The 15205-nt window shown below is 55.9% G+C and carries 12 protein-coding genes; 11 read left to right on the forward strand and 1 reads right to left on the reverse strand.

The window, feature by feature from the left end:
• The first annotated feature begins 479 nt into the window (after positions 1-479).
• The 7 genes from kdpF (at position 480) to Q1X76_RS02195 (ending at position 9628) form a co-directional block, all read left to right on the forward strand.
• Positions 480-557, forward strand: a complete 78-nt coding sequence (gene kdpF, locus Q1X76_RS10080) for a K(+)-transporting ATPase subunit F (RefSeq protein WP_366140960.1) — start codon at positions 480-482, stop codon at positions 555-557.
• Between the two features lie 19 nt (positions 558-576).
• Complete coding sequence (gene kdpA, locus Q1X76_RS02170; RefSeq protein WP_300717778.1) at positions 577-2289, forward strand: potassium-transporting ATPase subunit KdpA; 1713 nt, start codon at positions 577-579, stop codon at positions 2287-2289.
• A 13-nt stretch (positions 2290-2302) separates the two neighbouring features.
• Positions 2303-4360, forward strand: a complete 2058-nt coding sequence (gene kdpB, locus Q1X76_RS02175) for a potassium-transporting ATPase subunit KdpB (RefSeq protein ID WP_300717780.1) — start codon at positions 2303-2305, stop codon at positions 4358-4360.
• A gap of 92 nt (positions 4361-4452) precedes the next feature.
• Entirely contained in the window at positions 4453-5088 is a 636-nt protein-coding gene (locus Q1X76_RS02180) for a K(+)-transporting ATPase subunit C (protein ID WP_300717782.1), read from the forward strand.
• Between the two features lie 173 nt (positions 5089-5261).
• The gene (locus Q1X76_RS02185; RefSeq protein ID WP_300717784.1) at positions 5262-7985 is read left to right on the forward strand and encodes a sensor histidine kinase KdpD; all 2724 of its coding nucleotides are present in this window, start codon (positions 5262-5264) and stop codon (positions 7983-7985) included.
• A complete protein-coding gene (locus Q1X76_RS02190) occupies positions 7982-8821 on the forward strand; it encodes a response regulator transcription factor (protein WP_300717785.1) in 840 nt (279 codons plus the stop codon). Before Q1X76_RS02185 ends, Q1X76_RS02190 begins: the two co-directional genes overlap by 4 nt.
• 621 nt (positions 8822-9442) lie before the next feature.
• Positions 9443-9628 (forward strand): DUF1778 domain-containing protein, encoded by a 186-nt coding sequence (locus Q1X76_RS02195; RefSeq protein ID WP_300717787.1) that lies wholly within the window; start codon positions 9443-9445, stop codon positions 9626-9628.
• Positions 9629-9631: 3 nt separating this feature from the next.
• On the opposite strand, the gene Q1X76_RS02200 is transcribed toward Q1X76_RS02195, so the two are convergent.
• Positions 9632-10042 (reverse strand): hypothetical protein, encoded by a 411-nt coding sequence (locus Q1X76_RS02200; protein ID WP_300717788.1) that lies wholly within the window; start codon positions 10040-10042, stop codon positions 9632-9634.
• On the opposite strand from Q1X76_RS02200, the gene Q1X76_RS10085 reads away from it, so the two are divergent.
• The 4 genes from Q1X76_RS10085 to brxC are packed head-to-tail and all read left to right on the forward strand — an operon-like array spanning position 9929 to position 15096.
• Entirely contained in the window at positions 9929-10249 is a 321-nt protein-coding gene (locus Q1X76_RS10085) for a GNAT family N-acetyltransferase (protein WP_366140961.1), read from the forward strand. The genes Q1X76_RS02200 and Q1X76_RS10085 overlap by 114 nt on opposite strands.
• Before the next feature lie 59 nt (positions 10250-10308).
• On the forward strand, positions 10309-11106 hold the full coding sequence (locus Q1X76_RS02205; RefSeq protein WP_300717790.1) for a hypothetical protein: 798 nt from the start codon (positions 10309-10311) through the stop codon (positions 11104-11106).
• Positions 11093-11644: a BREX protein BrxB domain-containing protein gene (locus Q1X76_RS02210; RefSeq protein ID WP_300717791.1), complete on the forward strand. Its 552-nt coding sequence runs from the start codon at positions 11093-11095 to the stop codon at positions 11642-11644. Before Q1X76_RS02205 ends, Q1X76_RS02210 begins: the two co-directional genes overlap by 14 nt.
• 11 nt (positions 11645-11655) lie before the next feature.
• Positions 11656-15096 (forward strand): BREX system P-loop protein BrxC, encoded by a 3441-nt coding sequence (gene brxC / locus Q1X76_RS02215; protein ID WP_300717793.1) that lies wholly within the window; start codon positions 11656-11658, stop codon positions 15094-15096.
• Positions 15097-15205: the final 109 nt, after the last annotated feature.

A 15205-nucleotide genomic window follows, 5' to 3' on the forward strand; every position in this document is an offset into this window, starting at 1 on the left:
TGCCTGCCTGCCGCTGCGGGGTGTCAGCGGATGGGCCGGCCAAAAAAGTAGGGGCTGTCCTGGCTAATTCCCCTTAGCTAGGACAGCCCCTTACCTTTTTCAAAGGTAGCACGCTCGAATAGCTCCAGCTACTGCCATGCCGGGAGGGGCAGTCTGACATCTTTTATTTGCGAGTGGGCATCACCTGATGCCCGCAAGTCGCATCCCGAGTTTTTCAGATGGGCTGAGGATCATTTTTATATATTTTTAATATCTGATCCCATTTTTTTACACTATTTTTATCTCTGTCTTGCTACCCGTTCCCTGTGTCTGCCATGAACGCGTTCGTCGGACAGACAGGTTGCAGATATGCTGCAATGTACAAAGGAGCGGTTGAAATGGATTTTGTCATGACGGGAACACTGATCGTCTGTTTTCTTCTTGTCGTAGCGCTGGCTGCCTGGTGCGACGCCCAAGGGGACAAGGAATAGGAGCGTATCATGTTGTTGCTTGGAATCCTGATTCTGGCCCTGGCGCTGTACCTGACGTATGCACTGGCCAATCCGGAAAAATTTTAACGCCGAGAGGACAAGAACGATGCTTGAGTTCGCACTGTTTTTGGCTGTCTTTGTGGCCGTGATTTTTCCGGTGGGGAAATATCTTTATCACATCGCCACCAATCAAAAGACGTTTTGTGACCCTGTGTTCGACAGGTTTGACGGCATCATCTACCGCATCTGCGGTATAGATGACTGTGACATGAACTGGAAGCAATATGTGCTGGCCCTGCTGGCGACCAACGCGGCGATGATCTTTGTCGGCTATCTGATCCTGCGCATCCAGTTCATCCCCTTCTTCAATCCCAACGGCATTGGGGGCATGGAAGCCAGTTTGTCGTTCAACACCATCATCAGCTTCATGACAAACACCAACCTCCAGCATTATTCCGGTGAGTCCGGCCTGTCCTACCTGAGCCAGATGGTGGTCATCATTTACATGATGTTCACCTCTGCCGCCACGGGTGGCGCAGTGGTCATGGCCTTTGTGCGCGGCCTGGCCGATCAGGGGGTGGGCCTGGGCAACTTCTACCGGGATCTGGTACGCAACATTACCCGTGTGCTGCTCCCGCTGTCCATCGTCGTTGCCCTCGTGCTGGTGTGGCAGGGCTGCCCCCAAAACTTCTCTGCCAATGTGACCGTGCAGACCATCGAAGGCAAATATCAGGATATCGCCATGGGGCCCATAGCCTCCCTGGTCAGCATCAAGCACCTGGGCACCAACGGGGGCGGTTTCCTGGGGGCCAATTCCACGACTCCGCTGGAAAACCCCACCGTGTTTACCAGCATGCTGGAAATGCTTTCCATGATGCTGCTTCCCGGCGCCTTTGTCGTGATGTTCGGCCTGATGGTGCGTGACCGCCGCAAAAAGAGCGGAGAGACAAGAAGCTGGAGTATGGGCAGTGAGGCCCGTCCCGTGTTCGCGGTCATGTTCGCCATCTTCCTTATCGGGCTTTCTGTCTGCTACCTGTCCGAATTGGCCGGCAACCCCCGGCTGGAACAGGCCGGCCTGAGCCAGGACATGGGCAGCATGGAAGGCAAGGAACTGCGTTTCGGCATCGCCCAGTCGTCCCTGTTCACCACGGTGACGACCTCATTCACCACGGGGACGGTCAACAACATGCACGACACCCTGACCCCCCTTGGCGGCATGGTGCCCCTGTTCAACATGATGCTCAACCTCGTCTTCGGCGGCGAAGGCGTGGGGCTGGTCAACATGCTGCTCTATGTGATCCTGACGGTCTTCATCTGCGGCCTGATGGTGGGGCGCACTCCCGAATATCTGGCCAAGAAGGTCGAAGGTCGGGAGATGAAACTGACGGCCCTGTGCATCATCATCCACCCTCTGCTGATTCTGGGCTTCTCCGCCCTGGCGGTGTCCGTGCCTGACGGTCTGGCCGGCATCACCAATCCCGGCCCTCATGGTTTGAGCCAGGTGCTGTACGAGTACGCCTCCTCGGCAGCCAACAACGGTTCCGGTTTTGAAGGCCTGGCCGACAACTCGGTCTTCTGGAATGTCACCGCCGGTCTGGCCATGTTCTTTGGCCGCTACCTGTCCATCGTCCTGGCGCTGGCCATCGCGGGATCGCTCATGGCCAAGCAGGCGGTCAGCGAATCCGCCGGTACGCTCTGCACCGACAGCGGCACCTTCACGATCTCCCTGTTCATGGTCGTGATGATCATCGCCGCGCTGACCTTCTTTCCCGCGCTTATCCTGGGCCCTGTCGCGGAACATATGATCCTGTGGGGCTAGGAGGATTCAACCCATGAGCAATAAAAGAAAAACCGCTTTCATCACTGCGGATATCCTCACGTCCTCCCTTGTGAACGCCTTTATCAAGCTGAACCCGCTGTACATGATGCGCAACCCTGTCATGTTCGTGGTGGAAGTCGGCTTTTTCGTGACCCTGCTGCTGTGTTTCTCCCCCCATCTCTTTGGCGGCGAAGGCGGCGAACACCTGCGGACGTACAACATCATCGTTTCGGCCATCCTGCTGGTGACCCTGCTGTTCGCCAACTTCGCCGAAGCCGTGGCCGAAGGACGCGGCAAGGCCCAGGCCCAGAGCCTGAAGAAGACCCGGCGCGATATGCAGGCCCGTCTGCTGTGCGAAGACGGCTCCGAAAAGCTCGTCAACGCCGGCGAACTGAAAAAGGGCGATCTGGTGCTGGTCAACGCCGGCGAATTGATCCCCAACGACGGCGACGTGGTGGAAGGCGTGGCTTCGGTGGACGAATCCGCCATCACCGGTGAATCCGCGCCCGTCTTCAAGGAAAGCGGCGGCGATTTCTGCTCCGTGACCGGCGGCACCACCGTGGTCAGCGACTGGCTAAAAATCCGGATCACGTCCAACCCCGGCGAATCATTTCTGGACAAGATGATCTCCCTGGTGGAAGGCGCTTCCCGCCAAAAAACGCCAAACGAGATTGCCCTGAACACCCTGTTGGTCAGCCTGACCATCATCTTCCTCATCGTGGTGGTCAGTCTGTACCCCATGGCCCGCTACAGCGGCGTGACCCTGCCCATCTCCACGCTGGTGGCCCTGACCGTCTGCCTGATCCCCACCACCATCGGCGGCCTGCTTTCCGCCATCGGTATCGCCGGCATGGACCGTGTGGCCCGCTTCAACGTCATTGCCCTGTCCGGCAAGGCCGTGGAAGTTTGCGGCGATGTGGACACCATGATCCTGGACAAGACCGGCACCATCACCTACGGCAATCGCATGGCTTCCGACTTCCTGCCCGTGGACGGGACGGACAGGAACGAACTTGTCCGCTATGCCGTATTGTGTTCGCTGGAAGACGATACGCCTGAAGGCAAGTCCATCGTTGAGCTGGGCGAGAAACTGATCGGCAAGTGCAAAGCCCCGGACGGCGAGCTGAACTTCATGCCCTTCACCGCCCAGACCCGCATGAGCGGTACGGATCTGCCCGACGGCACCCGTATCCGCAAGGGGGCCGCCGACGCCATCCGGGCCTTTGTGAGCGGGCAGGGCGGTCGGGTGCCCTTCGAGCTGGAAACCAGCGTCAACTTTGTGGCTGAAAAGGGCGGCACGCCTCTGGTCGTTTCCGTCAATAACCGCATCCTTGGCGTCATCTACCTCAAGGACACCATCAAGGCCGGTCTGGTGGAACGCTTTGCCCGCCTGCGGGCCATCGGCATCAAGACCATCATGTGCACCGGCGACAACCCCCTGACAGCCGCCACCATCGCCCAGGAAGCCGGCGTGGATAGCTTCATCGCCGAATGCAAGCCCGAGGACAAGATCCGCGCCATCAAGTCCGAGCAGGCCGCCGGCAAGATCGTCGCCATGACCGGCGACGGCACCAATGACGCTCCCGCCCTGGCTCAGGCCAATGTGGGCATCGCCATGAATAGCGGCACGCAGGCCGCCAAGGAAGCCGCCAATATGGTGGACCTGGATTCCGATCCGACCAAGATGCTGGATGTGGTGGAGATCGGCAAGCAGCTCCTCATCACCCGCGGTTCGCTGACGACCTTCAGCATCGCCAACGACATCGCCAAATACTTTGCCATCATCCCGGCCATGTTCATGGTGGTCTTCCCGCAGATGAGCGTCCTGAACGTCATGGGGCTGGCCACTCCGCTCAGCGCCATCCTGTCGGCCCTCGTTTTCAATGCCGTCATCATCCCCTGCCTGATCCCTCTGGCCATGCGCGGCGTCCCCTACAAGCCCATGCGGGCTGAAAAGATGCTGACCCGCAACATGCTGGTTTACGGCCTTGGCGGCGTGGCCGTTCCCTTCGCGGGCATCAAGCTCATCGACCTTGCCATCAGCCCCTTCCTGGCCGGTCTCGGCATGTAACATGGTACCTGCGGCCGATCCCGGGGGAGCGGCCGCCAACGGCGATTACGCTTTCAACGTTCCTCCGCCCCTGTGCGGAACAGGAGACCAAAATGTTTTCTCTGCTGCGCGCAATATACAAACCCCTCATGCTGACTCTCGTACTGATGCTGATCTGCGGCCTGGCCTATCCGCTACTCATGACGGGTCTCGGCCAGGCTTTTTTCCCGCATCAGGCTGCCGGCAGTCTGGTAACCGTCAACGGACAGGCTGTGGGCTCCCGTCTGGTAGGCCAGGATTTCACGGACCCCCGTTTCATGAAATGCCGTCCTTCGGCTGTCAGTTACAATACCTACACCCAGGCCGATAAAGACAGCGGCAGCTATGCCGGTGTGGCTTCCGGTTCCCAGAACCTTGCGGCTACCAATCCCGCGCTGGTCGAACGTGTGAAAAAAGACATGGCGGCTTTCCTGGAAGCCAACCCTGATGTCAAAAAAGAAGACATTCCTACAGATCTGCTGACTGCGCCGGGTTCCGGTCTTGAGCCGTACATCAGCCCTGCGTCCGCTGCTGTCCAGATCCCTGCTCTGGTCAAAGCGACGAACTTGTCAGAAAATCATCTGAAAGATATCGTCAAAAAGCACACACAGGGCAAATTCCTCGGTGTTTTCGGTGGCGAGACCGTCAACGTCCTGCTGGTCAATCTGGATATCGCCAAGGAACTCGGCTTGCTTGCCGGCAGGCAGTAGGAAGATCCCGTGCGGCATACCTCTGCTGCCGCACGAGGGCGGTAGTCGCGTCCCGGTAACAATGCCGGGACGCGACTCTTGCCTTATTTTTAACATGCAGGAGGGAATGCCGGACAGCAAGCTGCCGCGCCATGCCCTGTTGTTTTTTACCTGCATAAAGTGAAAGGTGCACAATGTCCCTGGAAAGCATCCATCCCCGGCCTTCCCGGGGACAATTAAAGATATTTTTCGGCTATGCGGCCGGCGTCGGCAAGACATATGCCATGCTGGAGGCCGCGCATGCGGCCCAAAAGCAGGGCGTGGATGTCGTAGCCGGTTATATCGAGCCACATCCCCGGCCCGAGACGGCTGCTTTGGTGAGAGGCCTGGAGCGGTTGCCGCTGCTCAAGATAACCTACCGGAGCGTGGAGCTTCATGAACTGGATGTGGATGCGGCCCTGGCCCGCAAGCCTGATGTCCTGCTGGTTGACGAGCTGGCCCATACGAATGCCGCCGGCAGCCGCAACCTGAAGCGGTATCAGGATGTGGAGGAAGTCCTGCAGGCAGGGATCTCGGTCTGGACGACGGTCAATGTCCAGCATCTGGAGAGCCTCAATGATCTGGTGGCGTCCATCACAGGCGTTGTCGTGCGCGAGCGTCTGCCTGATGGCGTGTTCGACAGGGCCGACCAGGTGGAACTGGTGGACATCGAGCCCCAGGAACTCGTCCTGCGCCTCAAGGAAGGGAAAATTTATCGCGAAAAACAGGCCGTCCGGGCGCTGGAGAACTTTTTTCTCCCCGGCAACCTGACCGGCCTGCGCGAGATCGCCTTGCGTCGCATGGCCGACCGGGTCAACCATCTGGCGCGTGAAGAAAGCTCTCAATTGGGCCAGAAACGGCGGGTCGTCAAAGAACATATCCTCATCTGTCTTTCCGGCGCACCCAGCAACGCCCGCGTCATCCGAACGGCGGCCCGCATGGCCGAGGCCTTCCATGCCGATTTTACCGCGCTCCACATCCGTACCGAGGAAGCGCGGGCCGGCACGGATTCCGCGCTGCTGGGCAATGCCAAACTGGCGGAACAGCTTGGCGCCACCGTCGTCAGATCCTTGGGGCGGGACATCCCCGGGCTCATCGCCGAATACGCCCGGCTCAATGGCGTCAGCAAGATCGTGATAGGCCGCTCGCCCGCGAGCAAGGGCCTGTTCCACAGCAAACCGACCCTGGTGGAACGGCTTGCCGAGCTGGCACCGGAGATAGATACCTATATCATCCCCGACGCGCGAACGCTCAAGCGGCTGCGGCAGGCTCGCAGCATTCATAAAAACCTCTTGGTCAGCCTGTTCGGCACAGCGCCGGCTTCAGGCCGCCAATGGGGGATCACGGCACTTATCCTGGCAGGCTGCACCTTCCTGAGCTGGCTGCTGCGCGTTGGCGGCGTACATGACATCGGTCTGACAAGCGTGTACATGTTCGGCGTACTGCTGACGGCGGCCTTGACTGTGGGCCCCTGGTATGGCGTGGCGGCATCCGCCATCAGCGTGCTGCTGTTCGACTGGTTCTTCGTGCCGCCGTTCTACAGCTTCACTGTCTATGACATCAGCTATCTGGTCACGTTTGCCTTCATGTTCCTGGCGGTGTTTTCGGCCAGCACCCTGACGAGCCGGGCTCACAGCCATGCCAGGCAGAGCCAGCGCAGGGCCCTGTACAACGAGCTTTTGCTGACAGGCAGCCGCAAGTTGCAGCAGGCTTCCAGCGAAGATGCCATGCTGACCGAGCTTGCCGGACAGTTGCGCTCCATACTGGGCTGTCATGTTATCTGCTATCCGGTTCGCAAAGGGGAGCTGCAACCGGCAGAGATCTATTGCGTCCCGTCTGGCGGTCGGGATGTCCGCGGTTCCGTGGCGACCCTTACGGGGGCTTCGGAAGAAAAAAGCGTGGCCCGCTGGGTGGCCAAAAACAACAAGAGTGCCGGGAACGGAACCGATACGCTTTCCGGGGCCCGCTGCCGCTATATCCCGATCAGCGGCCAGAGCGGGGTTTTTGCCGTGCTGGGCTTTGTATCTGCGGGGCAGGAAAAGCTCAATGACATTATCGACAATAATCTGGTAAGCGCGCTGAGCGGCGAATGCGCCCTGGCCATTGAAAAGACTCGGTTGTTGCACGCCAATGAAGAGATCCGGGCCAATGCTCGCCAGGAAAAGTTGCGGGCAGACGTTCTGCGGACGATTTCGCATGATTTGCGTACTCCCCTGACTTCCATTTGCGGCAATGCGGGAATGCTGGCAGCCAACGCTGATTATCTGCCTGCGGAAAATCGCCGGGAACTGGCCGAGGCCATTGGTGAGGATGCCCGCTACCTCGTTTCCATGGTGGAGAACATCCTTTCCCTGACACGGTTGGAGCAGAACAAGTTTGCGTTGCGCATGGAAGCGGAGGTGGTGGAGGATGTGGTGCAGGAGGCCCTGCAGGCTGTACGCCAACGCGCAGGCAGACGGACGCTGCGGACGGAATTTCCGGAGGAGCTGCTGCTGGCGCATATGGATGTACGTCTGACCGTCCAGGTGCTCGTCAATCTGCTGAATAACGCCATCCAGCATTCCGATCCTGAAACATCCATCACGGTCAGGAGCTTTGCCCGCGGGGACGATGTGGTGCTGGAAGTGGCCGATGAGGGCTGCGGCATTCCTCCGGCAGAGCGGGAGCATGTGTTCGAAATGTTCTATACGACCAGTGCCGGCAAGGCGGACGGCAGAAGAGGTATGGGCATCGGTCTGGCCCTTTGCCGCAGCATCGTCCGGGCCATGGGCGGTGAGATCGGCATTCGGGAAAACAGGCCGCATGGTACGGTCTTCTTTTTTAACTTGCGACGAGAACTTGGAGAGTCTTCGCAGGTTCTCAGGAAGGAGCAGGCATGACAGCCCCCTATGAAGATGGAGCCGAGACCCCGCAGGAACGGATATTGATAGTGGAAGACGACAAGGCAATTCGCTCGCTGGTATCCACCACTCTGGAACAGCAGCAACTGGAGCATGTCACGGTTTCCACGGGACGGGCGGCCATCGCGGAAATCACCCGCAATAGTCCAGATGTTGTTTTACTGGATCTGGGGCTGCCGGATATGGACGGGGTGGAGCTCATCAGGACGGTACGCCGCTGGAGCATGATGTTCATCATCGTGGTCAGTGCACGCAGCGAGGAGGATGACAAGATTGCGGCTCTGGATGCCGGTGCCGACGACTACCTGACCAAGCCCTTCAGCGTGGACGAGCTGCTGGCCCGCGTGCGTGCGGCCCTGCGCCGGGTGCGCTATACGCGAAGCCGGTCGGAAGAAGACAAAAGCACCTTTGTCAACGGAGTCCTGTCCCTGGATTACGCCGCCGGCAGCGTTACTGTGGCAGGAACGGAAATTCATCTGGCCCCCATGGAATACAAACTGTTGTGTCTCTTGGCCCGCAATGTCGGCAAAGTCCTGACATACAAATATATCCTGAAATCCGTGTGGGGAAGTTCGCTGGATCAGAACCTCCCATCCCTGCGAGTGTTCATGGCAACGCTGCGCAAAAAGCTGGAAAAGACTTCGGGGCAATGCTGCTATATCAAGACGCATGTCGGGGTAGGCTATCGCATGTTGCGAGTCGAGGAATCGCATGAAGAACATTGCGAATATTGCCATCAGGAAGAAAAAGATGTGCCGCCATCATCGACCTGTTTGACAAAAGATGCAAAAGAAAATCAGACAGGGAAGGAATGACGTTGAAGCGTCTTCATCGAATACAAAATTTTTGGAATATCGTAAAAAAAATTTTTCTTGCGGGGCGGATAGTGGGGCAGATTTGCCCCACAACGAAAAAGGCACCTGCATTGCTGCAAGTGCCTTATTTCCTTCTTGTTGGCGTCCCCAAGGGGATAAGCCCTGTCAATATAATACACTGATTTTTATAAGTTTTTATTAAGTTTTCAACTGCAATACCTCTCCAGATACCTCAATACGGTAAAAAATCTGAAAATATTTTTTTGCACATCTCTGGACGCTCAGAAAAGCCTGCTATTTCCCATGAGCAGGCGTTTCTGCCGTCAATTCCTACTGCGTCAGATTCTCGCTGTCTGGTGGCAATCAGTCGCCAGATTCCTTTGACAGAGCCCCCGCCGGAGGCTTCCTCGTCCGTCGCCCGCGAGTATTTATTGCCGGAAGCAAGGGAAGGCGGTCAAGGCCCGCGCAGCGGCCCGCAGGGGAAGCCTTGACCGCCTTCCCGCTTTCGGCACTTTTGCGGGTGTGACGGACGGAGAAGCGGGGGACACGGATATACAGCCCACTCAAGGATGCTTGCCTTGTACGGATAAATTCCGTATTCAATCAGTAAGGAGGAAAGCCATGTCTTTGACTACAGATATTCCCATGTCGCGTATTGATGCCTGGATCCCCTTGTCTGTACGCGAGACCATAGACCGTGCCGCCGCCATGCAGGGGCGCACCCGCACCGATTTTCTGATTGCGGCGGCGCTGGAAAAGGCGGGGCAGGTCATTGCGGAGCAGTCGCTTGTGCGCCTTGCGCTCTGAAGATCAGCGTACCCTTGCCGCCGCGCTGCTGTCGGAAGAAACGGAAGCCCCGTCGTCCTTGCTTGAAAAGCTGTCATCCGAATACGCGTAGCGGGTGGAAAGCCGCTGAATCTGCTTTTTCGTCTGCTGCCTGTGGGGCTGTCGCGCGACGGCTTTAGCTGCGGAAACAAGAATCTGGATGTCTATTGGCGAATGCAGGCCGGACAGGATCAAAAGCGGGGCTTTGCGACTGTTGTTATTGCCAGCGACACGCAGACTCCCGACAAGGTCATCGGCTTTTACACACTGGCGGCGGCCTCGGTGCTTCTGACGAATATACCGGAAGCCGAGGCTCGCCGCATGCCGCGTTATCCTGCTGTTCCGGCCATACGCCTTGGACGCCTTGCCGTGGCTTCCGCCTTTCAAGGTCAGCATATGGGGAGCCTGCTTGTCCTGGCTGCCCTGCGTCGCAGCTGCTGCAACGAGCTGACCTGGGCAATCTTTCTGGTGGACGCCAAAGGAGAACGGACTGTTGCCTTTTATGAAAAGTTCCTGTTCAGGCGATTTGCACCGTCCGCTTTCGCTCTGGATGCACCGCAAACAGGCGGAACGGATTGCGGGGTTGACGGCAAAAGTATATAGTTAATAAATCAAAGGCGAGACTAAAAAGCCCTTCAAAAGAGCAATAAAAGAGTTTTTTGATGGATTTGACGGAAAAGAATAAATATTTATCTCGATTCGGATTCAGCTTTGAACGCGGAGGCGCTCATACGTCCCGCACAATGATGCTTGAGGACTTAAGAGTTTTACTGTCTCATGTTGAACGGTCTGATGCTGAAAAGGATTCCTACCTTCAAGCAATTATGGATGAGAACTGTCTTGGTAAGCGTTCTGCTAAAACCCGTATGCTCACATATCGGCATCTTGTCGAACTCTACTCGCTTGATAAAAACAATGTTCTTTTTCGGACACTTCTCTATTTTTGGCATCGCGATGTTGATGGTCAACCATTATTAGCAATGCTTTGTGTATATGCTCGTGATACCATATTTCGATCTTCCGCACAGTTTATTTTGAAATGTCCAGAAGGTGCAGTTATTCAACGAGAATCTCTTGAAGACTATATCGACGCTCAGGAGCCTGGACGATTTAGCAATGCCACGTTGAAATCAACAGCGCAAAATATAAATTCAACATGGACCAAATCGGGACACCTTCAGGGACGTTCGAAAAAGGTACGATCTTGCGCACGTGCAACCGCCGGAAGTGTCGCTTATGCGTTGTTCCTTGGTTACCTTACCGGGGTACGTGGAAATTTGCTTTTTCAAACAGAGTATATCAAAATTCTTGATTGTTCCTGCATGAAAGCTGTAGAACTTGCCGAAGAAGCCTCCTGCAAGGGGTGGATTAGCGTTAAGCGTGTTGGCGATGTTATTGAGGTGCTTTTTCCAAATCTTATCAAGCAAGAAGAAATGGAGAGGCTTTGTGAGCAGAATTAAACGGTTGTTACAATCCTATAACAAATATATTTCTGTCCCCTGGCGCGATGATGTCGCGGCGGCGCAGCGTGTAATCTTCTGTATCTATAAAGAAAACGAAGAACGCAGTTTGAGAGCCAAGCTCGATGAATTTGAACTTGTTACACGACAAGCGGGGCACGACTGGGCTCTTTTTGATTTGACGGATACTTTTGCAACCTGGCTCACCTCGCAAAGATATGCTAAGAGCTATTTCCAGCAGCCGCACTTGCTCCGCTCGCTCCTGCCGAAATACCTTGTATTTCTTTCTCAGCAGTTCGAAATATTTCTTCAGGAAACTGACAGCTCTCCTAATAGCGTTGTGGCAATGAATGGCGTCGGTTCGATTTTTGGATTTTTGAAGGTGAAAGAAGTCGTTGACAAACTGGCCCCGCTGGTCACAGGGCGACTGCTGGTCTTTTTCCCCGGCAGCTATGAAAATAACAACTATCGGCTCCTGGATGGCTATGATGGATGGAACTATCTCGCCGTGCCGATCTCTGCGGATAAGGATTATTGAACGAGGACGCTATGATGACGAATCGCGATATTTACCAGAAGGACCCGGCCACCCGTAAACTGGTCAATGAGGGGGTGGCGAACGTCAACGACGATACCAGCGATCAGGCATTGAACGTCCTTCGCTATGAACTGGAAACCTTTGTATGCGATGGGCAATATGAAAAAGGTATGTCACATATCCTTGAGACATACCTCAAAAATATCGACCAGGCACAACAGCCCGCAGTCTGGGTAAGCGGATTTTATGGTTCCGGTAAATCTCATCTTGTCAAGATGCTGCGTGCCCTTTGGGTTGATACGGTTTTTGCGGACGGTGCTACGGCGCGTGGCATTGCCAACTTGCCACAAGGCATCCGGGATAGTCTTAAAGAGCTGAGTACGCAGGCCAAACGGCACGGCGGGCTTCACGCCGCGTCCGGCACATTGGGAGCCGGCGCAAGCGGCAGCGTCCGATTGGCACTTTTAGGTATTATTTTCAAATCTGCGGGACTGCCAGAGCAATATCCGGTTGCCCGCTTTGTTATGTGGCTCAAACGCGAGGGCATTTATGACCAGGTTCGTTCTTCTGTGGAGCAGAATGGTTGTGACTGGGATGAAGAACTGGACAATTTTTATGTGGCGGAGAGTCTTCATAGAGCACTTGTTCAGACCAAGCCCAAGCTATTTTCTTCTGCTGAATCCTGTGTCACTACGTTGAATAATCTGTATCCTTATGTGGAGGATGTTTCCAGCGATGATATGCTCAAGGCGATTCAGCAGGCCCTGACAAAAGATGGGAAGTTCCCGCTGACCTTGGTGGTGCTCGATGAGGTACAACAGTATATCGGAGAAGATAGTCAGCGCTCTATTGCTGTTCAGGAGGCTGTGGAGGCCTGCTGCAAGAATATTGGCGGCAAATTGCTTTTCATCGGCACTGGCCAGACAGCAGTAACCGGAACCAGTAATCTAAAGAAACTTGAGGGACGTTTCACTATCCGGGTGGAACTTTCCGATGCAGATGTGGATGCTGTTATTCGCCAGGTTATTCTGGCCAAGAAGCCGGAAGCCAAAATGCCCATTGAACAGATAATGCAATCCAACCTGGGCGAAATTTCCCGGCATCTGGCGGGCACAACCATTGGACACCGACAGGATGACATATCCTACTTTCCCCAGGATTATCCCATTCTGCCGGTACGTCGTCGTTTTTGGGAAAACACGCTGCGGGTTTTGGATCAGACAGGCACGGACAGTCAGCTCCGCAATCAGCTCAGCATGATCCACAAGGTCATTCAGACAAATTTGAATGAACCTCTTGGGCATGTTGTTGCGGCCGACTATCTCTATTTTGACTCCGCCGACAAATTGCTCCAGTCCAGAATGGTGCCGCGCAAAGTCTACGAAATGACCATGCGCTGGCATAACGGCTCTGAAGAGGAGCAGCTTATGGCTCGCGCCTGTGGTCTGGTCTTTCTTATCAATAAGCTCAAAAGCCAGAACAATGAAATAGGTATTCGCGCCACTGTTGATACCCTGGCGGATCTGCTGATCGAGGACCTGCCTCATGGCAGTGGTAATTTACGGAGCAAGCTCCCCTCTCTGCTGGACAAATGCTCTCTCCTGATGATGGTGGGAGATGAATATCGCATTCAGACAGAAGAAAGTACTGCCTGGAATGACGAATTTGCGAGCCAGAAGGCGGCGTTGTCCAACGAGGCTCATCGTATTGAAGCCGAACGTGATGACCGCATTCGTAAACGCTTTGGCGAGATGGTGCACAAGCTTTCACTGATTCAGGGAGACTCAAAGGTCTCTCGCGACATTTCCCTTGTGTTTGACGCGCAGCTTCCCTCCGACGCCGAGCGGCGTATTTGCGTCTGGGTGCGCGATGGCTGGAGTGTTGATGAAAACTCCGTGCGGGCCGATGCGCGGCAGGCGGGCAATCAGTCGCCAACAGTTTTTGTGTTCATCCCCCGGCGTTCGGCCGATGACCTTCGCCATTACCTCATTGAGTACAAGGCCGCCAGTGCGACGCTGGATAAACGTGGCGTGCCCAATACCCCGGAAGGCAGCGAAGCCCGCGCAGCCATGGAAACCACTAAGCAGAACGCGGAAGGCAAAATTCGTGATCTGCTTGGAGACGCCTTCTCCGGGGCCCGTGTGTTTCAGGGAGGCGGCAATGAGATTCCCGGCAACGATCTTCAGGATATGGTGCTTGATGCCGCCAATAACGCGCTGCAACGGCTTTATCCTCAGTTCCGTATGGCTGATCATGCGGGGTGGTCCAAGGTTTATGAAAAGTCTCAGAAAGGCGCTCCCGATGCGCTCAAAGCTGTGGGCGATGACGGCGAGGCCGCGAAAAACCCAGTGTGCAAAGCAATTCTTGGCTCTATTGCCGGCGGGAAAAAGGGGGGGGACATCCGCGCGCAGTTTGAATCTGCCCCTTATGGGTGGTCGCGTGACGCTGTGGATGGCGGCTTGCAAGTGCTGCTGGTTGCCGGACTGCTCAGAGCGCATGATGAGCGCGGACAAGCCGTAATCCCCAGGGAGCTGGAGCGTAAAGCTATCGGCAAGACGCTGTTCAAAGTGGAGTCCGCGACCGTCTCAACGGCGCAACGTATCCAGATCCGCAAATTGTTGCAGAAGGTCGAGATTGCAGCCAGGCAGGGTGAAGAGTTGGGAAGTGTGCCCCCCTTTCTGCAACACATGATGGACCTTGCCGATAAGGCTGGCGGCGAGGCTCCAAAACCGGCCCGACCGGATACTACCTCCCTCGACGATATTCGTCTTGCCTCGGGTAATGAACAACTACTTGCCCTCTACAACCGGCGGGAAGAGCTGGGAAGCAACATTGATACCTGGACCGCACTTGGCCGGCGCATTGCCGAGCGCTGGCCCGGCTGGCACGATGTAACATGCCTGATGGCTCACGCCGCAAACCTTTCATCCGCAGAAACTCTACAGGCACAGGTAGAGACGATTAAACAGCAGCGTCTACTGATTGAAGAACCAGACCCGGTCGCTCCCTTGCTTGCCAGTCTGACACAGCTGCTACGCGAAGAACTGAATCGGCTTCAAAACGACTATTCCGCGCGCCATGAAGAAGGGATGAAACGTCTGTCGGGTGATGCAAACTGGCAACAACTGACTCCTGAACAACGTCATCAGCTTTTATCCGAGCAGTCTTTGCATGATGCTGCCCGCCCGAAAGTCGAGGTGCAGTCCGCCAGCGATGTGCTGACAACGCTGGACCGCTGCAATCTCTCGATGTTTGCCGATCGCGTGGCGGCCATGCCCGCCCGCTTTGACAACGTCGTCCGCGAAGCCGCTGAACTGTGTGAACCTCAGACGCAGTTTATTCAGATCCCTCGCCGCATGCTGAAAACAGATGAAGATATTTCTGCCTGGCTTGAGGAGGTTGAACAGCGGCTTAAAACAGCACTGGAAAACGGCCCTGTAATGATTCATTAGAGCGTTTCAACTTTGAAAAAGGTGAAACGCGAGGCGGCGGCACAGCGCCGCCCGGCCCAAAGTGAGCGGAAAAACCGCGTTTTTTCCGCGAAACGACAGGCCGTATGGT

This window comes from uncultured Desulfovibrio sp., from assembly GCF_949282365.1.
Classification (GTDB): Bacteria; Desulfobacterota; Desulfovibrionia; order Desulfovibrionales; family Desulfovibrionaceae; genus Desulfovibrio.